This is a genomic window from Bizionia hallyeonensis, assembly GCF_042657385.1.
In the GTDB taxonomy this organism is placed as follows: Bacteria; Bacteroidota; Bacteroidia; order Flavobacteriales; family Flavobacteriaceae; genus Algorimicrobium; species Algorimicrobium hallyeonense.
In genome coordinates this window covers 859421-886083 of record NZ_JBHSLA010000001.1, presented here as the reverse complement: position 1 = coordinate 886083, position 26663 = coordinate 859421, and the positions used below count along the sequence as shown (strand labels likewise).

Below are 26663 nucleotides of genomic sequence, written 5' to 3'. Positions count from 1 at the left end.
AAGCACAAATAAAATAACACTACTGATTTTTTCATATAATTATAGTTTAAAGGCTATTTTTTGTTACACGGTTTTTATTACCTAATTTTGAATGCTATCCCAAAATAGGATTAATTAGTAGCATATTAAAACCGGATTATACACGCTTTGAAGCTATATTTTTAAAAAGGTAAACACCATTTTAATTTTTTATTAGAATATCTTGTTTACTTTTGAAATCCCAATGACATTAATATGATAGATGAAGACATTGTCAAAGCTTTAAAAAAAGGCCATATAGAAACTTTAGAAGCCGTTTATTTGGAGCATAAATCTGCCTTTATTGGATTTGCTAAAAAATATACCTCGGACGAAGACTTGATAACCGACATGTATCAAGATGCCATTATAGCGTTGCGGGAAAATGCTATTAATGGAAAGTTGGATAATTTAAAAAGCGAAGTTAAAACCTACCTTTTCAGTATTGGAAAATATAAGATTTTTAAAGCCTTAAAACAGCAACAAAAAGTACATTTAGTAAGTGAGCCTGCATTATTTGATAGCTTAAAGAATGAATATGATCTCTCTACAGAATTAATAGGCGAGCTAACCGACGAACAAAAGCAGTTACAAGCAGCCTTTATTAATTTAGAAGGGAAGTGTAAAGAAATATTGACTTTATTTTATTACAGAGGTTTTACCATAGACGATATTACGGCCGAATTAAATTATAACAACAAAGATGTTACCAAAAGTCAAAAATCACGTTGTTTAAAAGCTTTAAAAGCAATGATCTTTAATTAATAGCATGAATAAAGAGAACTTAATAGAACACTATTTTTCTAAAACACTTACTGAAGAAACTCAGAAAGCGTTTAACCATTTAATGGAAACAGATCCTGATTTTGCAAAAGCGGTTGCATTTGAAAAAAACCTTAAAACGGTTATTGCCAAAGAAGAGCAAACACAACTGAAAGAAAGGTTTCAAGCATTAGACAACACTGCTAAAAGCGCTTTAAAAAACACGGGCTATCCATATTTAAAATGGGCAATTGCAGCTGTAATTATTATTTTATTAGCAATTCCTAGTTTCTGGATTTACCAACAAAACAATGTGAGTAATCAGGCGCTCTATGCTTCCCATTTTGAACCTTATAAAAATGTGGTACACCCTATTGTAAGAGGTCAAGATACTCATGATTTAATGTCCCAAGCTTTTATTGCTTATGAAGCTAAAAATTATGAGTTGGCGTTAAAGCATTTCAATACAATTTTAAAAGATAATCCAGATACAGTATTATATTTTTATAAAGCAAATGCCCTTTTATATTTGGATAAGAATAAGGAAGCTATTACCATATTATCCGACACCAAAAATATTTCTGAAAATTTTAAAGCGCAACAGCTTTGGTATTTAGCACTTGCATATATTAAAACAGAATCTAATTTAAAAGCAGCAACCACCTTAAAAGCCTTAATTAGCAATGGTACGTTTAAGAAGCAGGAGGCCGAAAAACTTTTAAAACAAATTAATTGAATATTAAGCCGCTTGCTTTTTCTGTTTTCTATAGAAGAGTACAACTAATAAAATTAGAGCGCCACCTCCTATTAGATACCAGATTGTATTATTTTTCTTGTCTACGATAGGCGAAATATCTCCAGACATTACAAATCCTGCCCAATAATAAGGATGATCCAAAGACATGTTTTCATTTGCGCTTAAAAAATCTTGTTTCGCCTTTTGTAAAGCTTCAGCTTTATCATTTCCATCTTTTAAATGCTTATAAAATGAAACCATAATTTCTTTAGTAGCATCATCCGGTGCGCTCCATAAACTGGACAAAACCGAAGGTACTCCTGCTGCCGTAAAGGCGGTGTTCATAGATACAATGCCTTTTCCTGTTTTAAATTCTCCAACACCTGTATTGCACGCACTTAAAACCACCATATTGGCATTTAGGTTTAAGCCATATAGTTCAGAAATATACAATTCGTAATCGGCCTCCGTATCTGAAAAAACTAAACTACTCAACTCGGAGTCCGCATCATTTAAAAAGGAATGCATAGACAGATGTAGAATAGAATAGCCGTTAGAAAGTGATTTGAAAGCTTCTTTAGAGGCATTATTATTGGTGTAAACATCACTGTTTTCAAATAATTCTGAAATGGAATTCACTTCTTTAATAGCACCATCCAAATAATAAGGCTCACCTCTTACAGCCAACTGCGTATCTGTAGGCGCAAACAGATTGTATGATGGTGCAAATAATGCAATTTTGTCATTCTCTTTATTAATTTCTACAGGCGAATCGATAAAGCTTAAAGCCGAAACATAACTAATTTTAGTTTGGTTTAGCAAATAGTCATTGTTGGAAACTAAAAGCTCAAAAGGCAAATAATGCAAAATACCATCTGGAATAATATAGATGTTGTTAATACTAGCCAAATTAACGTCGGTAAGTAAAACACCCTGCAGATTTGCTCCGTATTTTTTAATTTCCATTACAGGAACATTAATATCTTTTATGTTAGATAGCATTTTAATGACTTCTGGTTTTATGTCCAAATAACTACCCAGGTTAGTAAATTTAATATCATTGTTATTATAAATAATTCTGAATACTTGATTGTTTACTATTTTATACTTTATTATATAACGATCTTTAAAAATCTGTTTTTGCTTTTGCGAATCCTCTGAATTTATAATTTGAGAAATATAAAAATCTTGCTCTTTTATTTGATCTTTTATAGCATCCAACTTTAAATTTTCTTCAAAAATAAGTTCACGCAAGCTATCCGATTTTTTTTCAATATTTTTCTTTTTCAGATAGGTAATATTAGACCGTAAACGCTGCTCATCATGAATGAGTTCATCCGTTTCATTCAGATTAGATTCCGCCCTGTTGGCAATAAATGTATTCAGCAAATATTTAGCTTCAATAGTTTCGGTAAAATTTAAAAATAAATCAATGTCGCTTTCTGCTAATTGGTTGTTGGATGCTTTTTCAAGAAAGTAAAAACTTATTTTATCGTAGGTCTTTTTTAGTTTTTCATTTAGAAACTCATGATGAAAATTAGATTCAAATTGTTTTAAAGCTATGAGATATAACGTATGTCTTACGGTATCATCTTTAAATGATGATTTTTCAAGATTTTCTATAAGTTCTAAAAGATACTGGATATCATTCAAAACGAGACTTGGTGTAAAATCCTGATAAGCCATTGTTTTAATATCTAAAGCTTTATTTTCTTCAGAAAACCCATAAATTAATTTATTGATATAAGTATAAGCTTCGTTATTCTTCTTTTTAAAATTTAATGAGGCATGAAGAACTAATATGTCATTTTCAATGGTTGGACGTAATTTTTCTTCACCTTCAATTTCCTTTAAAAGTTTTTCTGCTTCTACATATCGCTCCTCATCAATTAAAATCTTAATTTTTTCTATTGTAAATTGATCTTCAAGCTTCTTAAAATTTATTTTTTTATGAAATTCTAAACCTTCATTGAGATAGGTCAAGGCTTTTTCATTATTTTTAAAACGGTAATATCTTGCTACGATTAAATAAGCAGTTGCTATAAAATCTGTTTCAATATCGTCCAGTGTGTTTTCTGCATTAATGGTTTTCATTTCCTGAAAAAGCGACAACATATTATCTTCCTGTCCTGTTTCGCGATAAATTTTTAGTAAAGATGCCTTAAACTGCAAGTCTCTTTTAAAACCTATTTTTCCTCTTCTAGATTCCTGTGCTAAAGCTGCATTATCTTTATATAGTTGAATAGCTTTTTTTAAATAGTTTTCTGCTTTCTTATAATTTCCTTCAAGCTCTTCGTAATCGGATAGATTGGTATAAACACCTATAAAGTAGTCCATATTTGGTTTGTCCACACTTTTAAATGTGGCTTCAGACTTTTTAAGATATTTTAAGCGTTTGGATGGAATGTTTAAAAATTCATAGTTGTAAACCATGGCCAAGTCTAAATAAATACTAGCCATATTATTGGTGTTTCTCACTTCAGGATCAATATGTTGATACAGATCTTCAGCCTTCTTTAATACCGCAACAGATGCGTTAAGCCTACCAACCACACGAGACACGACACCAGAAGTATGCAAGGTTTTCATTAAAACGACAGAGTCTATTTCTTGACATTTGTAATGATAATCTATAGATTTAGCCACGTATTTATCCGTGTCCCGCATGTTCCTCATGTAATTATGAGCAAAAATATACATGCGTCTATACGCTTGGTAAAGTCTTTCTGGTTCAGCACCAGACTCTTCTAATTCTAAAATTTGTGATTGCAGACTTTTATAGGCTTCAGATTTCAGTTCTGCGTTAGAAGTGGCAAGTTCATTTTTACTCATCTCTAACAATAAATTTAGAAATGGAACCGTATCTTTTTGCTGTGTTTTTGCTATATCAATGGCTTTTTGTCTAGGTTCAATAACATCTTTAAACTGAAAATTAAGCTGTAATGAATCTGCATTTTTGGTGTAGTCTTGCCAAGTAGTTTGGCTAAATAACGCGTGAAAGGTTAACGAACTAATTAAGAAAAAAATTACTTTTTTCATAAGGTAAAGGTCTCATTTGGGTTAAAAATATTAAACGCAATTAGTCTCTAATATAGGCGAGTCTATATTAGAGAATAGATGGATAATATAATATATTTGAGTAAGTTATGACAACTTTTCGGCTACCTTTTCTAAATCGGTATACCAGTCTTCACCAAATTTTCTTATTAACGCCTGCTTAACAAACTTATAAACAGGCACTTGTAATTCTTTACCTAGAATGCAAGCATCATCGCAAATTTCCCATTTATCATAATTTACCGCAGAAAACTCGGAATACTCTTTAATTCTAATAGGATATAAATGGCAAGAAACGGGCTTCTTCCAATCAATAGCACCTTGATTATAGGCCTCTTCAATCCCGCACAAAGCCGTTCCCTTTTTATCAAAAGTTACATAAGCGCAATCCGCACCATCAATAAGTGGTGTTTCTAATTCACCAGTTGCTGTGGTAATAAAAGTACCTTGAGCTTCAATAGCATCTATCCCAATTTGACGTAAAAAGGGTTTTACTTTTGGGTAAATATCCTCCAGGATTTGGGCTTCCGCCTTTTCAAGTGGTGCACCTGCATCACCATCTATACAACAAGCACCTTTGCACGCCGACAGGTTACAGACAAAATCTTTTTGGATAATATCCTCCGAAACTATGGTTTTTCCTAATTGAAACATGCTGCAAAAATAGAGAAACTTTCGGTTACTATAATGATGGAACTTTAGGAATAATGGTCTAATTTTGTAAAAACTATTAATTACGTCATCTTTGTTAGATTCTTTTTGGAATGTTCTTTCGAAAAAAATTCAGAAACGTAAATGAAAACTATTTTTATTATGAAAATACTCACGCTTGTCCTATCCATTTTAGCCATTGTTTTAATTGGATTTAATGTGACTAAAATTAATTTTAGCGCACCTTTTGAAGGTGAAAGCATGGTGGCGTTGATTACTATTTTTGCTTCGCTTTGCGCAATTGTACTTTTACAGATTTTATCTATTTCAAAAAAAATTGATCAAAAAGCTAAAAACAATAACTAATGTTTGATGTTTTAATTATTGGTGGTGGTGCAGCTGGTATGTCCTGCGCATTAGTTCTAGGTTCAGCAAAAAAACAAGTGTTTGCGGCAGATAAACATATTGGTATTATTCTTCATCAGAAAACATCGCATTTACAAAACGCCTTATTTAATAATGTTTTAGGTGTAACACCTGGCACTACAGGCGCAGATATTTTAGTTTCCGGAAAAGAACAGTTACACACCTTATATCCACATGTGGATTGTATTGAACATGAAAAAGTACAAACTATAGCCAAAACTACTGATGGTTTTTCCGTTATTACTAACAAGGCAACCTACATATCTAAACTAGTAGTTGTGGCTGTTGGATACACGAATTTACTCACTATTTCGGGTTTGGAACCATATATTAAACCACACCCACGAGCAAAAACGGAGAAAGAACGTATTTGGTTACAAAACGATAACCATCTAATAGAAGACGGGTTATATGTGGCTGGAACGCTTGCTGGTTGGCGCAGTCAATTCGCCATAGCTTCAGGAAGTGGTGCTCATGTGGCAACGGATATTTTAACACTATGGAATAACGGAGAACACGTTAAAGTTCATGATAAGGTTTAGTGGTTAGTGGTTAGTGGTTAGTGGTTAGTGGTTAGTGGTTAGTGGTTAGTGGTTAGTGAGACTATGAATAATCACAACCAAAATTGATAACTTTAACTAAAAGTTAAACGGCTATAACTTGGCATCCAATTTTAGAACTTCTTCAATCATCACATCGCTTTTATTGAGCACTTCTTCAAAAGCACCTTTGGTATAAAGTTGTGCCGCCAATGTTGCTTTAATGTACTGTTTTACCTCATCATTATAAGCTACAAAAGTTATATTGGCACTTGTTTTAGAGTTGAGATAATCTTGAAAAGCTAATACAAAATCGTCCGATACGATGAAATTATCAATAAAATCCTTACGCGAAAAATCATCATAAGCATGGCGATTTTTCTCCAATTCTTCAAACACAAAATTACTCACAAAACCACGACGTTGTAAAAAGGTTAAGGTTTCGTTTTGCATGCTTAAATCTAGTGGCACAAAAACGTCTGGAATAATGCCACCACCGCCATAAACCACTTTACCTTTTGGTGTGGTAAACTTCAAGGAATCGGCTACTTCTATTTTTTCAGGATCTAGGAATTCACCACTGCTTAAACGTTCAAAATAATCATCGTAATAATCTTTATTACCATTATTATAAGAACGTTGAATGGAGCGTCCTGTTGGTGTATAATAGCGCGACACGGTTAAACGTACCGCACTACCATCTCCTAAATTCATTTCTCGCTGCACTAGGCCTTTTCCGTACGATCTTCGGCCAACAATGGTTCCTTTATCGTTATCTTGAAGTGCGCCAGCTACTATTTCACTTGCCGATGCAGAATTTTCATCAATAAGCACATATACTTTACTGTTTTCAAAATCGCCTTTTTTGGTAGCATAACTTTCTTGAATACTTCCACGTTTATTTTTTGTGAATAAAATAAGCTTATCATCTTCTAGAAACTCATCCACTATTTGTTCGGCAATGGTTAAAAATCCACCTGGATTACCACGTAAATCCAAGACCAAATCCTGAACATCTAATTTTTTTAAATTTTCTAGTTCTTCCTTAAACTCTTTATAAGTAGACTCTGCAAAACGGTTAATTTTTATATAGCCCAATGTTTCGGTAAGCATGTAAGCCGCATCCACACTCCGAATAGGAATATGATCGCGCTTTACTGTAAAGGTCAGTAATTTTGGTTCGCCTTTTCGGTAGACTTCTAATTTAACTTTGGTATCAATTGGTCCTTTAAGCTTCTTAATTATATCTGAATTGCTTAAATCTTTACCAAAAATGGAATCGCCATCGGCGGTAATAATCCGATCGCCACCTTGAATACCCACTTTATCACTTGGGCTTCCTTCAATAGTTCGGATTACAGTAATGGTGTCATTATAGGTGTAAAAACTAATACCAATACCCACAAAATCACCTTTCATGTTTTCGGTAACCCGTTGCATATCGGCTTTTGGAATATAAACCGAGTGTGGATCTAGATTTTCTAGAATACCGTTAACAGTAATATCTACAATGCTGTCTGTATTAACATCATCTACATATTCATAATCAATATAATCAATTAGCCGATTTAGCTTTTCCTTTTTACTATTGGAGCTAAATAAACGATCTGGTTTATCAGAAAAATTTAATTTTCCACCTATAAAAATTCCAGTCGCAATTCCTACGCCTAGTATCAGTGGTAAATATTTCTTTTTAAATGTCATTCAGCTGTTAAATCTGTAATTAATTTTAATTCTATTCCTGCTTTTTGTAAAAACTGTAAACCCGAATCATCTTTATAAGCATCCTTATAAACCACACGTGTTATACCTGCTTGATGGATTAATTTACTACATTCTTTGCATGGAGAAAGGGTAATATAAAGGGTTGCACCCATACAGGACTGTGTAGATGCAGCAACTTTTAAAATGGCGTTGGCTTCGGCATGGAGCACATACCATTTGGTATACCCTTCGTCGTCCTCGCAAAAATTTTCAAATCCGGTTGGTGTACCATTGTAACCATCGGAAATAATCATTCTATTTTTTACAATGATGGCACCAACTTGTTTGCGTTTACAATAGGATAATTTTCCCCATTCTGAAGCCATTCTTAAATACGCTTTATCATATTTAAGTTGTTTTTTCTCTTTCATAAACATACTTACTTATAACGAAGATAGTGGCTTCGTATTTTAATTACAACCTCACTATTAAAGATTTATGAAAACTTTAGGCATCAGGCGTTTTTAGGCTATTAAATCGCTATTTAAAATCATAGGAATTACCAATCCAACGACGACTGCTGAAATAACCATAACCCAGTCGCGCTTTGAAAAACGGAAAACAGTTTGCATAATATAACCCAAAAATAGCACCACAAATACAATGATTATTTGGGCCAATTCTATACCAAGAGCAAATTCTAATAAGGTAAGAAGTTTGTTATCCGATTTTCCAACCATCATTTGAAATTCTCGAGCAAAACCTAATCCGTGAACGAGTCCGAAAAAGAGGGTCGAAAAAAATAGCACACCAATTTTCTCTTTTTGGGCGCCTTTTCCTGCAGTAAACACATTAAAAAGAGCAACAATTAAAATGGTAATAGGAATTAAAAACTCCACTAACGCTCCATTAACACTCACAACACCATAGGCAGCAAGCACCAAAGATAAGGTGTGACCTAAAGTAAAAATGGTTACTAAAACTAGAACACGTTTCCAGTCTTTAAACAGATAAGGAACTGTAAGTACAATAAGAAATAGTACATGGTCATAGGCATTAATATCTAAAACGTGATTGATGCCATATTCAACATTAAACCAGAAATTTTCAAGCATTAGTTATGTAGTTTTTAGGGTGTTTTCAAAGATACAATTTAAAATGAATTGATAAAAAACAACACCTAATATTACGCAAATTTTAAAACCAACATTTACCTGTTTTAACGGCGTTTATTCTTTATCCTTATTTTTATAATCAACCGTTACTGGAATACTAGTTTGCGAACCATATAATTTAATTTCAGTAATATCAGCAGGCATATTTAAACCATTTTCCATAATTACTTGTTTCACATTTCTTACAACGGTACTTTTTACTTCCAAGGCGCGTTTTCTATATTCCTTTGTTTGAGCCCAAAAGAGAATTTTTAAATTCACGGTACTCACACCTAACGAATCGACTACCACAAAACACTCGTGTTCTCCATCCTCAAAAACACCTTCAGAATTTCTAACTGTATCTAAAATAACTTTTTTAGCCGTATCAATATCGTCTTCATAATCTATACCTACCATAAAATCTAGTCTAAAAAACCCATCTTCGGTATAGTTATAAACGGCTTTTTTTATAATATCGCTATTGGGAATATACACATCGCGACCATCAAAAGTTTTTACCTTGGTATATCTGAATTCTAACGATTTAATTTTACCAAAAATATTATCGACCATAATGGTATCATCCACATCAAAAGGACGGTTGAAGGACAAAATAATTCCGGATATAAAATTCTCCCCAACATCCTTGAAAGCAAATCCTATGATAACGGCTGATGCTCCGGCAGCTGTTAACAATCCTGTTGCTACACCTTGTAATCCAGCTACTTTTAACGCCATCATAATAACCAATGTTAAAACCGCCAATTTGACCGTTTTTGATAAGAAATTAACCATTAACGGGTCTTGTGTTTTTAATAGATAGGTTTTTTTAAAAAAACGTGAAATAATATTAGCCAGCAGAAACCCAACAATTATCATTATTATGGCCAGAATAATTTTAGGAACACCCATAATGAAAGATTCCCAATAGGCTTTCAAAGATTCTTTCATAAGCTGAATTGATTCATTCATAAGATTTCTGTTTGAGAATTAATAAGAACTAAAAATACGGTTTTACCAGTAATATATTGAACCATTTGAAAATAATACGGACGGTTACGAAGCGGTCTATAAAACTCGTATCCCCAAACCTGCTTTTAAAATTATAAAAATGGTGATAACAAACGCACCATTTTCTCCCACAAATGAATATATTTTGGTCTATCTAACCAAGCTTGTGCATCCATTAATTCAGAATCTTTTAAATCATTTTCAAAAGCTTCTGTAAGTTGTGTAGCTATATTTTTGCTATAAATCATGGCATTGACTTCAAAATTAAGATCAAAACTTCTATAATCCATATTGGCCGATCCTACGATGGCCAAATCATCATCTACAACCATTGTTTTTGCATGCACAAACCCTTTATTATACTTGTAAATTTTTGCACCAACTTGCAACAACTCTGTATAATAAGCACTTGCGGCGGCATTTACCATTCTAGAATCTGAAACACCTGGGATGATGATTTTAACATCTAATCCGCCTTGAACGGCAATAAGTAACGCATCCATTAAACTTTGGTCTGGAATAAAATACGGACTTGTAATATAAATGCATTTTTTGGCAGAACTAATGGCTTCTAAAAGGGAATAAAAAATAACAGGCTGTAAACTATCTGGGCCGGAAGCGGCAATCTGAACCACTTCGTTAGAGATGACTTCTTGTTGGGTGCTATCTATAAAATAGGACTCAGAATACTCAAATGGCGTTGTGCTACAAAAGTTCCAATCACCCATAAATAAATACTGTAAATAGGCCGTGGCTTGACCTTTGATTACGACATGCGTATCTCTCCAAAATAAATGATTTTTAGTATTTAAATCATTTCGGTACTTATCGCTCATATTAATACCACCTACAAAACCAACAACTCCATCAATAACAACAATTTTTCTATGATTTCTGTAATTGATTCGGTTTGCAAATGCATACCATTTTATTTTATAGAATGGTGCCGTTTGCACGCCACCATCTTGTAGTTTTTTTATGAATGACCGCCCTAAACCATGACTTCCAAAATCATCATACATAAAACGAACTTCAACGCCTTGACTCGCTTTTTTTATAAGCATATCGGCAATTTGATTGCCTGTAATATCATCTTCATAAATATAGTATTCTATATGAATGTGCGCTGTTGCTTTATCCAGTTCTTTTAATAATTCCGGAAATTTTTCATCGCCATTTATTAAGAGTTTTACTTCGTTATTTGCGGTTAATGGGCTACTTCCTGCACGACGAATAAACTCAATCAACGTTTCACTTTTTCTTGCAATTAATCCAGAATTACTTATAGCTTCAGAATAGGTGTTCATCCTATTTCTAATGCGTTCTCGCAGCGGTTCATCTTCCACTATTTTTTTTGAATAGAGTTTTCGTTTTCTGTAGTTTGTTCCCACAGAAAAGTAAAAAATCATACCCAAGAATGGTACAAATACAATAAATAATATATAGGATAAAGCTTTGGTACTACTACGTGTATCGTACAATACTCTAGAAATAACTAAAATAACTATAATGATATAAGCAATTTCTCCAAGTAAAATCCAATTCATATAACAGGTGTTTATGATGCTGTTAAATTAACAAAAAAATAGGCCTTATGCCCATTTGGATAAAGAAAAAAGACCTTGCACTAGTATAAAGTTGCAAGGTCTAATTCTTAAAAATATATGCGACTATGGATTTTTAAAGCCTAAATATGTTCTTTTTCAAACGTTTCCTCCAGGGCTTCTTCACTTTGCTCTTGAAACAAATACCGTTCTTTACTATCATCTAATTCATCCATCCATTCGGTATGATGGGTTTCTGCCATCGTACCAGTAACAACGCTTTGGAAAGTTTTATCTCTGTAGGTCAAAATATTTTCATCTTTATCCTGTAGCCATTCTTTAAACATTTCCGCTACTTTTTCTACATTAAAATCCGGATAATCCGATAGGTTTAATAAGTCTTTAATATATGCGGTTTGAAAATCAACATGATCAAAACTCGATTTTAATTTTTCGTTTTCTATTAACCATTTATTTATATCCAAACGACGTTCAGCTTTTGATGGTAATTTATAACGATCCATCATAAAATCTCGTGCTACCCAAGCTTGAGTATCAAACATATTGAAGGTGTAGTATTGATCTTGCATTCCTAAATAAATCATGTTAGGCACATCATTAAAGAAAACACCTTTATACAAATGATCTGGGTAAAGATTATTTTTTGTCTTCAAGCGTAATTCATCCGGAAGAAATGGGAATTTATGCTGATAGCCTGTACACATAATTACGGCATCAAAACTTTTGGACGTTCCATCTTTAAAATAAGCCGTGTTGCCTTCAAAATATTTTAACAAAGGCACTTCTTCAATTCCTTCGGGCCAATTTACACCAATAGGATTACTTCTATAACTTAAAGTTACTGATTTTGCACCGTGTTTATGGCATTGTACACCAATGTCTTCGGCAGAATAACTACTCCCAATTATTAATAAATCTTGATCTTTATATGGATCGGCACCTCTAAAATCGTGGGCGTGTAATACTTGACCAGGAAATTGTTCTATGCCTTCAAAATAAGGCATATTTGGTGTTGAAAAATGACCAGATGCTACAACCAGATAATCAAACTCTTCTGAATAGGTTTTATCAATTTTTAAATTATCTAAAACAACTTTGAATTTTTTACTGTCTTCATCATAACTTACCCATCGTACCGTAGTATTAAACCGAATATAATCGCGAACATTATTCTTTTTTATTCTGCCTTGAATATAATCGAATAACACCGGTCTTGGTGGATATGAAGAAATAGGTTTCTTAAAATGCTCATCGAAAGAATAATCTGAAAACTCCAAGCATTCTTTCGGACCATTGGACCATAAATATTTATACATACTCCCATGAGCAGGTTCACCATACTTACCAACACCTGTTCGCCAGGAGTAATTCCACATACCACCCCAGTTACTTTGCTTTTCGAAGCACACAACTTCTGGAACTTCTAAACCTTGTTTTTTTGCAGCTTCAAAAGCCCTTAACTGTGCTAATCCACTGGGACCAGCACCAATAATTCCTACGCGTTTTTTATTCATAATATAGTATTAATTTATAATTGCGCATCCATCTAAAAAATTAGATTGAGCGCAAATCGTTATTATTTAAAATTTATTAAAATGCTGCGTTTTTGCAGCGGGGGAAGCAATAAGCACGCAATAATTAGAAACGTAATTTCTAATTTAGGACTGTTATTGGTGTTATTTTTCCGAGGCAAATAATATAAGGATTTTAAGTGAGGATATCTAATATTTACACCATTTAATCAGGTAAATTAATGCGTTTCCTTAATATCCCTTAAAGTTAATTATTGAATAACACATAGTCTGAATCCGTAGGTTCCATTTCATAAAATGAAGAACAATAAACCTACGTTCTTGGCACTAGTTTAGGATTTACTTTCTTCTCACGTATGAGATAAATACCAATTAAAATCAAAATACCGCCAAAGACGTACCAAATTGTGAATTTTTCGCCATCAATAATTCCCCAAATTACGGCAACAACAGGTAACAAATAACTTGCTGTACTTGCGAAAACTGCAGATGTGTTTTGAATTAATTTATAATACAGTAACATGGCAATTGCTGTTCCAAATATGGTTAGAAACCCTAAATAACCTAGTGGTTCTACATATTCTGGTTTCATTTCAAAATTTTGGATAAACCCTGTAAAATACAATATAACCATAGCCGGAATAGCCCAGATAGTATACACAGCAGCTGTTAACTCTACTGCTTTTACTTCTGAAGTCCGCTCTGTAATTACAACGGCGTTTATGCCATAAGATGCGCCTGCTAAAACAATGAGCATTGTATATCCAAATTGCGAACCTTCTGTATTTGCATCTGAAAAATATATTAAACTTGCGGCTCCTAAAAAACCAATAACGGCGCCAATGACTTGTGACATTTTACTTTTTATTCCGAACAGTAAAAATCCAAATATTAGAACAAAAACTGGCACTAAAGAGTCCAATATTCCCGCCAATGAGCTGCTTACTTGGGTTTGCGCTATTGGAAACAGAAACATAGGTAAGAAATTACCAAAAAAACCAACTATAGCCACCCAAAGCAATGTTTTTTTAGTCATCTTTTTAATTGCAGGGATCCCAATAATTGCTAATAATATACCAGAACCAACAATTCTAATAGCTCCAATCTCATAAGGTGTAAATGCCACAAGTGATTTCTTTATAAGCATAAATGAACTTCCCCAAGTTAATGTGATGACTAATAATAAAACCCAACGATTATTGAAAAATTTTCCCATATTAAAAAATTAAAGCAGCCATTAAAAACAACTGCTTTTTTAAAACCTCTAGCATACCAAATTAAACATTTTATTGCATGTTTTAATTGGTATTATTTTAATTCTACTCTAATGTTTGTTCGCCGCCTCCATTTACAAAAATGGTTTGTCCACTCACCCATTCTGATATAGGTGAGGCGAAATATAACATAGCTCCCGCAATGTCCTCGGCAGTTCCTAAACGCTTAATTGGTGTGTGCTTTAACATGGTTTTTTCAATTTCAGGTGTTAAAACACTTTCTAAAGCTGCTGTTCTTGTAGCTCCAGGACCAACAGCATTAATGCGTACTTCTGGACCAAAATCGTGTGCTAAATTGGCAACGGTATGATTTACAGCTGCTTTTGAACCGCCATAGCCACTCATATTAGGACTTTTGTTGATACTAGACATAGATGTTGTAAAAACAATAGAACCATAACCTTCTTTTTTCATATATGGCACAGCCAATTGACATAATCGCCAGCCACTAAACACGTTCAATTCATAATCGCGTTTAATTTCATCTACCGAAATTTTAAAAGGATTTTCGCGTCCACCGCCACCTCCTCCAGCGTTATTAATTAAAATGTGGATTCCACCTAATTCTTTTACGGTTGTGTCTACCAAATTTACCAAATCTGCATCTTTTAACACGTTACATTCTACAGCAATAGCCCTTACACCTAATGCTTCAATTTCTTTTGCTGTATTCTTCGCATCTTCTAAATTAAAATCGCCAATCGAAATATTAGCACCATGTTTTGCCAGTAATTTAGCAGTAGCTTTTCCTATGCCATTTGCACCACCAGTTACAATAGCTGTTTTCCCTTTTAAGTTGAATAAGTCTGATGTATTCATCATTGTTTTGTTTCTATTATCTTAATTTGATATCTCCCCCATCTGCCATTAGTGTTTGCCCTGTCATATACTGACTATCTTCACTTAATAAAAAGGCGACAATGGGTGCCACATCTTTTTGTGGATCTCCAAAACGGCCCATGGGATTTTTACTGATAATTTCTTCATATTGCTCTGGAAAATTTTCTTTCCAATGTTTTACACCATCCGTAAATGCTAACGGACAAACAATATTTACACGAATACCATCTTCCGCCCATTCATTAGCTGCTACACGAGATAATCCACGAATAGCTTCTTTAGCTGCCGCATAACTTCCTTGATTTTTCTGGCCTAATAAGCCTGCTCCAGAACCAAAATTAACAATAGACCCTCCGGTTTTTTTTGAGCTCGGGATAAGCCGCCTTCATGAAGTTTAAGGTTCCTTTTAAACCTGTGTTCATCGATAAATTCCAATCATCTTCTGTTAAATCCAATATTGGTTTTTGGCGAGATGCATGTGCATTATTTACCAAACTTGTTAGTTTACCAAATTTAGAAAGCACTAATGCAACGGCTTCCATTGCAACCGTTTCCTTCGAAATATCACCTTTTAAAAACGCAATTTGTTCCGGATTTGAGGCTACTTTTTGCATGCCGGCGTCTTCATTTAAATCTACAGCAACTACGCACGCGCCTCTTTCTGTTAATTCGGTTGTCATAGCGCCACCAATTCCTGCTGCACCTCCTGTTACAATAATTACTTTATCTTTTAAATTTTTCATAATATTCTAATTTATGATAATTCCAAAGATAACGATTACAGCTGCTAAAATTAATTTAACTCGTTAATATTAAGCATATTTTAACAGCTAAATACACCAATTTAGGCGCATTAATACAATAAGATTTACAAGTAATTTATGATGATAAATTATTTAACTATATATCAATAGTCACAAAAAAATTAAGGAAATAGTTTGGGAGAGCTTCGTGTTATCCCTAAATTGTATTTTTCCAGATAAAACTATAAAAATCAATGTTTAAATCACTACTCCTTCTTTTTACTTCATTTTTTCTTATTTCGAGTCTAAATGCTCAAAATGACCTTAATGAAATAATAATTAGTGTTGAATTAAACAATCCATCTTCAGAAATAAACAACGGAGCGGCTCAACTAATAGTTAAAGGTGGCAAACCGCCTTACCAATACAAGTGGAGTAATCAAAATACATCTTTAAATTCCAATAGCGCAATTGGTTTAATTGAAGGCATGACGCACTCGGTAATGGTTATAGATGCTAACGGTATGTCGACTTCAAAACCTTTCAAAATACCTGCTGAATCTATTACTGAAATTTTTAATAGTAATGTACAACCTGCAGTAGATTTTCTTGGTGCCATATTATTTTGGGATCCCTTCGCTTCCTTCGGAATATACGACCCCGTGGTTTATATTTCAAAAGACGATATTGGACTCCCACATATAAAAAACACCAATCAAGACTATTTTTTAAAAGAATGGTTAGTTCCTGATGGAGTTACGGTGCAACAGAATCAGGAAATTGCAATCCTTGAAATTAATGGCAACGAAACAGTTGTACGTGCCAATTTTGACGGAAACCTTAAACATCTCGTCAATAAAAACGCACACATTTCCATAAGTAGCAAACCAACTTCTACTGATGAGCCTTTAATAGGAACAATTCAATTTAAAAATCCACAACCTTTGTTACACCCCAATGGTGATGTAGTTGAAAACACCATTCCGTTTATTGTAATTTGGCTTATGATGGGAAGTGTTTTTTTCACCATACGCTTAAAATTCATCAATATTCGAGGTTTTCGCCATTCTTTAGGATTGGCTAGCGGTAAATATGACGATCCTAATGCGCCGGGAAGTATTACACATTTTCAAGCTATGGCAACTGCCGTATCTGCAACCGTGGGACTAGGCAATATTGCTGGCGTAGCAGTTGCTATTTCTTTGGGTGGAGCTGGCGCTACATTTTGGATGTTTATGGCTGGTTTTTTTGGAATGTCTTTAAAATTTGCAGAATGTAGTATGGGTGTAAAATACCGTTTTATTGATTCGGAAGGTAGAATTTTTGGAGGCCCGATGAACTATTTACGCTATGGTCTTGAAAAGCGTAAGTTAAAAAAACTAGGCAAATTTCTAGCAGGACTTTTTGCGTTTTTGGGTGTTGGTGCTTCTTTTGGTGGTGGAAATATGCTCCAATCTAATCAAGCATTTAAAATAATGTCCGAGCAGGTACCCATTCTTCAAGGTCAAGGTTTTTTATTTGGTATTGGTTTTGCTGTGCTTGTTGGTATTGTAATTATTGGCGGAATAAAGAGTATTGCTAAATTCACAGGAAAAGTTGTACCATTTATGGCCATGTTATATATTATTGGTTGCTTGGTGGTAATAGGCAACAACATCGATAATATAGGCGGAGCTTTTATGGCAATTTATGATGGTGCTTTTTCTGCCGATGCCCTAAAAGGTGGTTTTATAGGCGTACTAATTGTTGGATTACAACGTGCTGCATTTTCCAATGAAGCAGGTGTTGGATCTGCGGCAATAGCCCACAGTGCATCCAAAACCAATAATCCGATTGCGGATGGTTTTGCTTCTTTAGTTGAACCTTTAATTGATACGATGTTGGTTTGTACCATGACTGCTTTGGTTCTAATATTTACGGGTATTCATAAAGATGGTGGAGGAATGGGAGGTGTAGAATTGACGTCTGCTGCTTTTGGAAGCGTGGTATCTTGGTTTCCTATGGTTTTAGCTATTGCTGTATTTTTATTCGCATTCTCAACCATGGTGTCTTGGTCTTATTACGGCATGCGTTCATGGACTTACCTCTTTGGGCGAAGCAAAAAAGGAGAATTACTCTATAAATTTATGTATTTAGGCTTTGTGGTTTTAGGAGCTTCTGTAAGCCTTGGTGCCGTATTGAGTTTTGCTGATATGATGATTTTAGCCATGTCGTTTCCAAATATTGCTGGATTATACATTCTAGCACCCGAAATATATGCCGATATGAATGTTTATTTAGATAAACTTAAAAAAGGAAAACTCTACATAGCAGAAAAGTTCGTTAAGGCGTAACGGCACAACCCTTAACTATTTATTTATGAATGAACGTTTAATAAAAAATCAGTTTTTAAAACTATAGGTATATATCGTTTTACCTTCCTTAATGGTTTCTAACACATGAATATCTTTAATTTCTATTGGCTCTACTTTTAACGGGTTCTTGTCCAAAATGACAAAATCTGCTAATTTTCCTTCAGTTAAAGTGCCTTTTAAATTCTCATCAAAAAGCTCATAAGCTGCATTGGCCGTAATTGCTTTTAGGGCTTGATACGGTGTTGTTCTTTCATTTTTGCCAATGACCACGCCGGATCTTGACACGCGATTTACCGCTGTCCAAATTGTAAAAATAGGATCGATTGGTGTTACAGTAGCATCCGAATGATTGGTAGGTTTTAAACCTAAACGCGCTGCACTTACCATAGGGCTTAAAAATTCCGCTCTTTCTTTTCCTAAATTCTCGACGTGAATATCTCCCCAAAAATATGCATGATTGGTAAAAAATGAGGGCTCCATTTTATATTTCACAAAGGTTTCTAATTGATCTGGTCTTGCAAATTGTGCGTGAATAATAATGGTTCTTCGGTCGTAATCTAAAGGCTGATTTAATGTTTTGCACGCATTTTCATGTGCTTCAATAATCATATCAACAGTGGCATCGCCATTACAATGCACAAATAATTGGTTATCCCTCTCATAAGCCATTACAAATAAATCGTTTATGACGGCTTGTGTTAAACTTGGCAAACCTCTGCAATCGTGAGCGCATCCTGGCACTTCAGTTAAAAAAGGCTTGGTGAAAAATGCCGTTTTTCCTTGTGGCGAACCATCGGCAACTATTTTTGTGCCTTGTACCTTAAATCTGTTTTTGTAGGTTTTAAACTCCAGTGTTGAGTCTTTTAAATTAGATGCTAATTCCGCATAACCCGCTAAAGAAATTAAATCGATTTTAAATTTCCCAGCATCTGCTTGACTCTGAAAGAAACGAATGGTATTTCTGTCCGTCATACCATCATGCGCCGTAGTAATACCGTTTGAGGCATAATAGTCTTGAGTGGTATTAAAAAACTCTTCTTGCTTAGAGGCTAGATTTTCAAGCAACAACCTTACAAAAGGATACATGGCTGTTTCTTGAACTAGGCCCGTTGGTTCATTAGAATTTGGAAATCGTGCAATGGTGCCACCTTCCGGGCTTTTAGTCTTTGCCGACACTTCTAATTTTTCTAGTCCTAACGAATTTGCAACGCCCATGTGGCCGCTTGTATGCTGTAAATACACTGGATTATTTGGTAAGACTTTATCGATGTCGTTTTTAGTAGGATGCCGTTTTTCTGCTAACTGACCATCGTCGTAACCCCAACCATAAATCCATTGGCCATCGGGAATGTTTTTATCTTCTTTATGCTGTTTTAATTTTTTTAAAATATCATCAATATTAGTGATGTCTCCAACTGGTTCTGGATTCAAATCAACTTGTCCCATAGTGTTAGAAACCATCCCGAAATGACTGTGCGGATCTATAAAACCAGGCAATAAAGTTTTGCCGTTAAGATCAATTTTTGTTGATCCGGGAAAGTGTGATTCGGCTTCGGTTCTCCTACCAACGAAAACAATTTCACCATTTTTCTCAACGACAGCCTCGACATATTCCGGTTGTTCAGAATCCATTGTTAAAATATCACCATTGAAAAATAGTTGCGACGTTTCAATTTCGGCATCCATTTTATCCGTTGTTTTTTCATGTTTGTTACAACTGAAAAAAGCACATAATGCAACTATGGTAAGTCCTATTTTTTTCATCATTGATTGGTTTTTAAGGTCATAATAATTCGGTCTTCATTATCTAAAAAATAGTTATCTAAAACTACATCACCTTCAAAGCCTAAATGCTTGTAAATTTTTATGGCTGCTTCATTATCTGGATAGACCGTTAAGGCAATTTCTTTCGCATTTGCCGTTTTTAAAACCTCAACTAATTGCTCCGTTAGTTGTTTTCCCAACCCTTTACCGCGCCCATCTTGATGAACACCTAAAGACAAGACCCAACCTTGCATATTCTCTGTATTTAATCCACCTAGAACATAACCCAAAACGCTGTTGTCTTCTTTGGCGACTAGAAAATAGTGACCAGAAATATCAAATAATTGGCGAATTACAAAAGCTGGATAACTATCCGTATCAAAAACATGCTGTTCAATGGCAATAATAGATTCCAAGTCTTGTAATTGTGCTCTTTGTATCGTAATCATAACGTATTTTTTGTTTGTAATTTAATTAAATATCCACTTCCAACCATAAAATGGAAATCTGTTTTTAGTCTAAATTGAATGCTGCTTGATTGTTATTAGAACGCTAAAATATAGAAGCCTGTTGATTTAAATAAAATACAAACACGTTTGGTAAGATATTTCATAAACCAAACGTGCCGTATAAAAATATTGTTTTAAAATTTAGAGTAAATTAATCATCCCATTCGTCTCGAATTTCCTCCATAAGGTCATCATAACGTTCTTTTAGTTCTGCTGAAATAGATTTAGACGATTTATGAATTTGGCGTAATTGTAAACCCAGATAAATACTGAATAATCCACTAAATAAGAAACTCAATGCCACAAGAATAACAACACTCATTCCGGCAAATATGGGATTCCAAATTAAAATGAATGAAAAGATAATTCCTAAAATTCCAAGTCCTAATAAAATACCCCAATTTTTACTTCCATATTGTTTAATATCGAGCGCAAAACTGATAGCTGCCACGGAACGGAATAGAATAATAAATCCAATATAAAACGCCAGAACTGTTATAGATAATGCAGGGTGAATAAGTAATGACGTACCTACAATAAAAGTAATAATTCCAAACGCTAAAGACCAACCCCAATTTTCTAATTGATGCCTATTGACTACTGAAAATATAATTTCTGATAACCCGCCAAATAAAAATGACAAGGCAAATAAAATGGACAAGGTTAATAATGAACCTGCTGGCGACATAAACACAATAATGCTTACGATAACAAAAAACAGTCCAACAAGCACCGGAATGTACCAATGTTTAATGGCCTCTTTAATAGATTTTAAAAATGTTGCTTCCATAATAATAGTTTTAGTTAGTTAGTTAGTTAATTCTATGACGATTATATATTCAATTATTAATCCACTAGCTTGATATTCAAAACTTGATCCCCGATTAATGAAAACTTACAATCCACAAATTTGGGTGCCGAAAATTTGGGTTTAAAATTATTTGAAAAACCATACGGCTCTTTTGGAATCCCTATAAAATTTAGATTACAAATGCCATCCGAGTTTTCATCATGATACATAGAAATAGCATAATCACCCTTTGGCAAATCATTGATAATAAGGCGTTCTACATTTTCTTTTACAGTTAATTTATAGTGTTTAATTTCTGAATCTTTTTCCAGAAACCCTTCTTCTGCGTTGTAAATACCAATAATAATATAGCCTTGAATTTTTTCAATATTTTGAATATTGATTGTTAGTTGTGGTGCATCCGAGGACAAAAACCCAAATATAATTGAGATATACGCTAATAACATGTTCATAGGTTTGGGTTTTAATTAAAATAATGTTGCATCTGTTTTTTATCTTGAGCTTTGTAAGCATCATAAGGTTCAGATTGTTTTAATAAATACCATTTTATAGGTTTTTTAAAAATACAGGCTGCTGCTTTTTTTAAGGACGATACTTTTTCAGCTTCCATACTAAAATAATCTTCTAATGTATCTTCTCTAAAGTTAACAATTTTTTCAAGAGCATCACCATCTGCATAATAACCACAATGAAAATTTTTATCGGCAAAGGCATGTTTTGGGAAATCAAGCTCTCCTAATCCAAAGATAGCAAAGGAACGTTCTAAAAAATGTTCGTAGCTAATGCGGCAGGTTTCACCACCACCTAAATTAAAAATCTGTTTGGACAACGTGTTTTCCCTTTCAATACCATTTACAAAAGCACGTGCTGTATCTCGAGGTGTTGCAATTTCCAAAGCTGTATTTAAAGGTTGATGAAACATGAGTTTAGACATTTTATGATTTCCCATAATAGCTGCCAGTCTAAAAATAGTCCAATTTAATTGACTGTTTAGCAAGGCTTTTTCTGCAGCAATTTTTGTTTCTGCATACGCGTCACCTTCACTTGGAATGAGCGGATCGCCCACATGTATAAACGGATTCTCAATACGATCTCCATATACAGAAATACTAGAACTATACATAAAGAAAGCATTTGGCGACTCCTTTTCCAATTGAGCAATTAAATTTTGCGTGCCTACTGTGTTTACTTTGTGTGCTAATTCAGGCATCTCATCTGCCAAAGGTGGAATAATAGCTGCCAAATGAATAACAGCATCTATATTAAGGATAGACTCTAAATTTAAAGGATTTGAAATATCACCATATATAATAGTAATTTGATCTTTAAAAGGTGCAAACTTTTCAATCGTTGCTTTGGATTTTTTGTCAAAAACCGTTACCTGATAAATACCTTTTTCAAGGAGTTGTTTTAGTGCTTCAAAACCAACAGTTCCTGAAGCTCCAGTTAGTAAAACATGTGTTTTGTTCATAGGGCGTTTTATTGTTTACATATTTAACAAGCAAACCTTAAGCCAAAAGATACTTTACATATCATTTTAAGATAATTTTATGCATGGTATTTTTTGGCTTGACACGTTTTTCTATTTAATACATGTTTTTAATGTTTTGAATAACACCACCATCTACCAAAATATCATTTCCCGTGATAAATCGTGCCGCATCACTAACTAAAAAGTTCACCACATCAGCAACATCTTCAGGCTGACCATTACGCTTTAAGGGTGTAGCTTGTTTAATCTTTGCCATGCGTTCTGGGTGTTCTTCAGCTGCTTTCATGGCATAGGTGTTTCAATAACGCCTGGGGAAACCGTTACAATTCGCGCCGCTTTTTCACCCCACTTATCTGCATTTTTATGACTTAACAAATGCACACCCAGTTTGGCAAAATTGTACATAATATCTGAATCACCGTTTACAAATTGACTTACGGTTTCAAAAGAATTCTCGGCTTGTGGATTTTTCAAAGCCTCATCATAAGCTTCATTTGGAGGAACGGCATGAGCCATCATGGATGATAACAGAACAGCCACCGAACCTTGACCAGCAATTTTATGAAACGCATCTATTAAAAGTTCTGTAGCAACCAAATCTATTGTGTACACCTTCTTTAAGTCCTTAACCGTTCCGCTGACGCCTGCTGTATGAATTAGCGCTTTAAAAGATCCCTTTTCTGAAACATAGTTTACAAGCTTTTCAATATCACTTGTATTGGTAATGTCGCAGGCAATACCTGAAACATTAAAGCCTTCGTTTTTAAGTGTTTGAACAGACTCATCCACCTTTTCTTGCGAATAATCCGTAAGTATTATGGGCTGATTTTTAAATGTTCGCGCACAAGCTTGACCAATACCACCAGCACCTCCTGTTATTACAATACTATTATTTTGAGTTTTCATATAACTTATTTTTAAAATGATTAATTACAATCTAAATTTAATAACGTGTTACGGCACCAAAGCCATTAAATTTTTTCAATTCACCTTTAGGAAGAAAGACCACATCGCCTCCGAAATTCATGTTTAATTCAATCATTTCATCATAAATATCGTCAATCACATCTTTGTCTACGCGTTGATCTTCAGAAACATATTGAATGTCATCGTTTTCTATAACTGCAGGTTGAAATAAGCCTTGCTCAATAAAAAGTGTTTGGATTTTTCCATCATTAATGGCACGCCAAATTTCATTGGTGTCACTTAAAAATTTGTTTTCAGTTACAGCCTTTAGTAATTCAGATTTTCTTTTGGCGTTCATTTTACTGTTATGTGCTTCCACTATTTTCCATGCCTCGGTTACAATAGCATGATCCTTCTCATTGATTCTATTTTTATTTAAAAAGGTTTCAAAAATGCTCTGTTTATTATCAGCTATTTTTAAGTATTCTGGGTAATTTTCTTCAACTGTACAGATTAAAACTGGCAATGGGTTTTTTGCTCTAATAGCATTTACCTCTTTATCAACTTGATTGAAAAATTCTGCTATTAAATTTCTTTGTCGGGATGAAACAACAGGTTCCATTGTGTTTTTATTATCAAATTGTGTATTTACCATTGGGAATGCCGACTTAAACTCTTTAACAACCTGATCATTTAAAGCCTCAATTAATCGGACATTTTCCTGACTTAAAACAAGCACATAATAATGAGACTCGTTATGCATGGCTCTAACTAAATCTCGGGTTGCAAACGTATTATCTATAATAACACGATCGGTAACTCTAATAGGTAACCTTGTATATTCTGCTACATCCTTATTTACAAAAAGCAACAAACTATCTAGATTCATAGCATGATCAATTTGCTTTACTAGCGCGTGCAGTTTTTCAATTAACACAGCAGCATCGCGTTTGGACAAATCAGTAAGTAAGCGTGTTTCAACTTCTTTAACATGGTTTTTAAGCGCAATTTCATCCTTTAAAGCATCGGGTCTTGTACGATGCGAATTCATGATAATTGTTATACAATTTTCTGAACGAATGTCTTTTAATCTTTTTAATGTTGTGTTCATAACTTCAAGTTTTAGTTAATTAATAAATAGCTTATTGAAAAAACCTTTAGAGACATTTTAAGAAACGCTATTAAGGCACTAAATGGTTAACTTGGTAAACGTTAATCCATATATACAGCTTCAAAAACCGCTAAAGGTGCTCGTCTACCAACATTTAAGGATAGAATGTCATCTTTAATTGTATAGTTGTCCGTTAATTCAAATATTTTTAAAAATTCAGATTCATTAACATCAACATCGGGACATGCTTTTAGTGTTGTTGCCATATTAACAAAGCGAATTCTATTACCTTCTTCTAACACAAATTCACCACTCATTGTATTACAACCTGCAAAACCTGTTACTTGGTTGTTATTATTTTTTAAGGTGAAAAATATTTCGCGTTCTTGATTATCGGCCATTGTAACCGCTTGTCCTCCTAACGTTTTTAGTTTCCAATATTTTTCAGTAACTAGATTATCATCCATTTTTACCTTTTTAAATTCTGCTAAAGGTGCTCGTTTTCCTTTGTTTAATGATAAAATATTGTTGGCTATTGTAAAATTATCTGCTGTTTCAAAAATGTTCAAAATTTGCGCTTCATTAATTTTAGCATCTGGACACGCCATTCGCGTAGAACCCATTTGCGAAAAAATAATACGATTTCCGTCGTCCAACTTGTAAGCACCTATAAAATTATTACATCCAGAAAAACCGCTAATACTCTTATTTTCAAAATCCAAAATGAAATAAATAATTTGTCCATTTTTTTCCCTATCGGTCATATCCCGACCTTCTAATTTAGTTATAACCCATTTCGTGTTTTCAATAGTAGTCAACTCATTTTCTGATTCTTGTAGTTCTATCTGATTATTTTCTACTTTAATTTCCGATGGAACAGGTGCATTGGATTTTTTGTCTTGATTACATCCTACAAGGGTTAATAAGAAAATGGCTAATGTGGTAATTTTGGTTTTCATAATTATAGGTTCTATTTTATTAAATAAACATTTAGTTCGTAACATTACGAACTAAATAAGGCTAAAGTATTGTTAAAGTTTAATTACTGTAAATAAACCAATTATAGGTTATAATTCCTTTTCGTTCTTACGAAACTGTGAAAGCGACTGTATGGTTTCTTGAACTAGAGATTGGGTTTTTCTTAAATAATCTTGAGTAATTATTCCAACAGACTCTTCTAAAGCAAATTTTTCAGGATGTTGCGCCTTATTGTATTCATTAATTTTCTCTACCAATTCAATTTCTCGGGTAAGCGATTGATTATAGAGTTCTAAAGATTCTAATTGGTAGTATTTAGCAACTTTAAAGTATCTTTTTCTATCACCAGGCTTGGTATAAAACGTAATATATCCTAACTGCGTTAACACATTTACATTTACAGAAGTAGAACTTTTACTAGCTTCAATAGTTTCTCGAATTTCTTCAAAAGTTAAACCATCAGAAGCTGATAATGTTAATAAGGCATATATTCTAGACGCTAAAGGTGAGATATGAAGGCGTTCTTCCATACGTATCCCAATATCCTCAATAAGCTGTTTACTATCTTTCGTTATTTCCATAATACTACAAATATAGGTTTAGTTCATAACAACACGAACAAGTTGATGGTAAAGTTTTGTTATTTTTTAAGTTGGTATTTAATCTAATTTCAACCAACATAACCTACTATCAACCTTATTGTTATTGCGTCAATTATAAATT

The 26663-nt window shown here is 33.7% G+C and carries 25 protein-coding genes and 1 pseudogene; 5 read left to right on the top strand and 21 right to left on the bottom strand.

Annotated elements, in window-relative coordinates:
* The first annotated feature begins 234 nt into the window (after positions 1-234).
* Positions 235-783 carry a sigma-70 family RNA polymerase sigma factor gene (locus ACFPH8_RS04075; RefSeq protein WP_376858677.1) on the top strand — a complete coding sequence of 183 codons (549 nt, stop codon included), beginning with the start codon at positions 235-237 and terminating at the stop codon, positions 781-783.
* Between the two features lie 4 nt (positions 784-787).
* On the top strand, positions 788-1516 hold the full coding sequence (locus tag ACFPH8_RS04070; protein WP_376858675.1) for a tetratricopeptide repeat protein: 729 nt from the start codon (positions 788-790) through the stop codon (positions 1514-1516).
* Positions 1517-1519: 3 nt separating this feature from the next.
* Here the strand turns inward: ACFPH8_RS04070 and ACFPH8_RS04065 are convergent, their stop codons facing one another.
* Together ACFPH8_RS04065 and ACFPH8_RS04060 are read right to left on the bottom strand one after the other, a co-directional pair.
* Positions 1520-4555, bottom strand: a complete 3036-nt coding sequence (locus ACFPH8_RS04065; protein WP_376858673.1) for a CHAT domain-containing protein — start codon at positions 4553-4555, stop codon at positions 1520-1522.
* A gap of 105 nt (positions 4556-4660) precedes the next feature.
* The gene (locus ACFPH8_RS04060; protein ID WP_376858671.1) at positions 4661-5227 is read right to left on the bottom strand and encodes a DUF3109 family protein; all 567 of its coding nucleotides are present in this window, start codon (positions 5225-5227) and stop codon (positions 4661-4663) included.
* Between the two features lie 159 nt (positions 5228-5386).
* Here ACFPH8_RS04060 and ACFPH8_RS04055 point away from each other — a divergent pair, with 159 nt between their 5' ends.
* Positions 5387-5590 carry a hypothetical protein gene (locus ACFPH8_RS04055; protein WP_248397445.1) on the top strand — a complete coding sequence of 68 codons (204 nt, stop codon included), beginning with the start codon at positions 5387-5389 and terminating at the stop codon, positions 5588-5590.
* Positions 5590-6192 carry an FAD-dependent oxidoreductase gene (locus ACFPH8_RS04050; RefSeq protein WP_248397443.1) on the top strand — a complete coding sequence of 201 codons (603 nt, stop codon included), beginning with the start codon at positions 5590-5592 and terminating at the stop codon, positions 6190-6192. Before ACFPH8_RS04055 ends, ACFPH8_RS04050 begins: the two co-directional genes overlap by 1 nt.
* A gap of 111 nt (positions 6193-6303) precedes the next feature.
* On the opposite strand, the gene ACFPH8_RS04045 is transcribed toward ACFPH8_RS04050, so the two are convergent.
* From ACFPH8_RS04045 to ACFPH8_RS04005, 9 genes and pseudogenes are all read right to left on the bottom strand, one after another.
* Complete coding sequence (locus ACFPH8_RS04045; protein ID WP_376858668.1) at positions 6304-7893, bottom strand: S41 family peptidase; 1590 nt, start codon at positions 7891-7893, stop codon at positions 6304-6306.
* Entirely contained in the window at positions 7890-8324 is a 435-nt protein-coding gene (locus ACFPH8_RS04040; protein ID WP_376858666.1) for a deoxycytidylate deaminase, read from the bottom strand. Before ACFPH8_RS04040 ends, ACFPH8_RS04045 begins: the two co-directional genes overlap by 4 nt.
* Positions 8325-8417: 93 nt before the next feature.
* Entirely contained in the window at positions 8418-9008 is a 591-nt protein-coding gene (locus tag ACFPH8_RS04035) for a HupE/UreJ family protein (protein ID WP_376858664.1), read from the bottom strand.
* A gap of 114 nt (positions 9009-9122) precedes the next feature.
* Positions 9123-10022, bottom strand: a complete 900-nt coding sequence (locus ACFPH8_RS04030; RefSeq protein ID WP_248397435.1) for a mechanosensitive ion channel family protein — start codon at positions 10020-10022, stop codon at positions 9123-9125.
* Between the two features lie 131 nt (positions 10023-10153).
* Positions 10154-11608 (bottom strand): cardiolipin synthase, encoded by a 1455-nt coding sequence (gene cls / locus ACFPH8_RS04025; RefSeq protein ID WP_376858662.1) that lies wholly within the window; start codon positions 11606-11608, stop codon positions 10154-10156.
* 140 nt (positions 11609-11748) lie between these two features.
* Positions 11749-13140, bottom strand: a complete 1392-nt coding sequence (locus ACFPH8_RS04020; RefSeq protein WP_376858660.1) for a flavin-containing monooxygenase — start codon at positions 13138-13140, stop codon at positions 11749-11751.
* Between the two features lie 331 nt (positions 13141-13471).
* The gene (locus tag ACFPH8_RS04015) at positions 13472-14374 is read right to left on the bottom strand and encodes a DMT family transporter (RefSeq protein ID WP_376858658.1); all 903 of its coding nucleotides are present in this window, start codon (positions 14372-14374) and stop codon (positions 13472-13474) included.
* Between the two features lie 103 nt (positions 14375-14477).
* Positions 14478-15254, bottom strand: coding sequence for a glucose 1-dehydrogenase (locus ACFPH8_RS04010; protein ID WP_376858656.1), 777 nt, complete (start codon positions 15252-15254; stop codon positions 14478-14480).
* A 13-nt stretch (positions 15255-15267) separates the two neighbouring features.
* Positions 15268-15952, bottom strand: a pseudogene (locus ACFPH8_RS04005) (SDR family NAD(P)-dependent oxidoreductase).
* A gap of 317 nt (positions 15953-16269) precedes the next feature.
* On the opposite strand from ACFPH8_RS04005, the gene ACFPH8_RS04000 reads away from it, so the two are divergent.
* Positions 16270-18348 carry an amino acid carrier protein gene (locus ACFPH8_RS04000; protein ID WP_376858654.1) on the top strand — a complete coding sequence of 693 codons (2079 nt, stop codon included), beginning with the start codon at positions 16270-16272 and terminating at the stop codon, positions 18346-18348.
* A gap of 48 nt (positions 18349-18396) precedes the next feature.
* Here the strand turns inward: ACFPH8_RS04000 and ACFPH8_RS03995 are convergent, their stop codons facing one another.
* The 10 genes from ACFPH8_RS03995 to ACFPH8_RS03950 all read right to left on the bottom strand — a co-directional run bounded on the left by ACFPH8_RS03995 (position 18397) and on the right by ACFPH8_RS03950 (position 26521).
* Positions 18397-20136 (bottom strand): amidohydrolase, encoded by a 1740-nt coding sequence (locus ACFPH8_RS03995; RefSeq protein WP_376858652.1) that lies wholly within the window; start codon positions 20134-20136, stop codon positions 18397-18399.
* Complete coding sequence (locus tag ACFPH8_RS03990; protein ID WP_376858650.1) at positions 20133-20582, bottom strand: GNAT family N-acetyltransferase; 450 nt, start codon at positions 20580-20582, stop codon at positions 20133-20135. The genes ACFPH8_RS03995 and ACFPH8_RS03990 overlap by 4 nt, the downstream gene beginning before the upstream one ends.
* A gap of 211 nt (positions 20583-20793) precedes the next feature.
* Positions 20794-21432, bottom strand: a complete 639-nt coding sequence (locus ACFPH8_RS03985; RefSeq protein ID WP_376858648.1) for an HdeD family acid-resistance protein — start codon at positions 21430-21432, stop codon at positions 20794-20796.
* Positions 21433-21488: 56 nt separating this feature from the next.
* The gene (locus ACFPH8_RS03980) at positions 21489-21905 is read right to left on the bottom strand and encodes a DUF2141 domain-containing protein (RefSeq protein WP_376858646.1); all 417 of its coding nucleotides are present in this window, start codon (positions 21903-21905) and stop codon (positions 21489-21491) included.
* Between the two features lie 11 nt (positions 21906-21916).
* On the bottom strand, positions 21917-22924 hold the full coding sequence (locus ACFPH8_RS03975) for an NAD-dependent epimerase/dehydratase family protein (protein ID WP_376858644.1): 1008 nt from the start codon (positions 22922-22924) through the stop codon (positions 21917-21919).
* A 115-nt stretch (positions 22925-23039) separates the two neighbouring features.
* On the bottom strand, positions 23040-23231 hold the full coding sequence (locus ACFPH8_RS03970) for an SDR family oxidoreductase (protein ID WP_376858642.1): 192 nt from the start codon (positions 23229-23231) through the stop codon (positions 23040-23042).
* On the bottom strand, positions 23228-23851 hold the full coding sequence (locus tag ACFPH8_RS03965) for an SDR family NAD(P)-dependent oxidoreductase (protein WP_376858640.1): 624 nt from the start codon (positions 23849-23851) through the stop codon (positions 23228-23230). The genes ACFPH8_RS03970 and ACFPH8_RS03965 overlap by 4 nt, the downstream gene beginning before the upstream one ends.
* A gap of 37 nt (positions 23852-23888) precedes the next feature.
* A complete protein-coding gene (locus tag ACFPH8_RS03960) occupies positions 23889-24962 on the bottom strand; it encodes an AOC03_06830 family ribosome hibernation factor (protein WP_376858638.1) in 1074 nt (357 codons plus the stop codon).
* Positions 24963-25063: 101 nt separating this feature from the next.
* On the bottom strand, positions 25064-25921 hold the full coding sequence (locus tag ACFPH8_RS03955; protein WP_376858636.1) for an META domain-containing protein: 858 nt from the start codon (positions 25919-25921) through the stop codon (positions 25064-25066).
* Between the two features lie 108 nt (positions 25922-26029).
* On the bottom strand, positions 26030-26521 hold the full coding sequence (locus ACFPH8_RS03950; protein WP_376858634.1) for a GbsR/MarR family transcriptional regulator: 492 nt from the start codon (positions 26519-26521) through the stop codon (positions 26030-26032).
* Positions 26522-26663 lie beyond the last annotated feature (142 nt).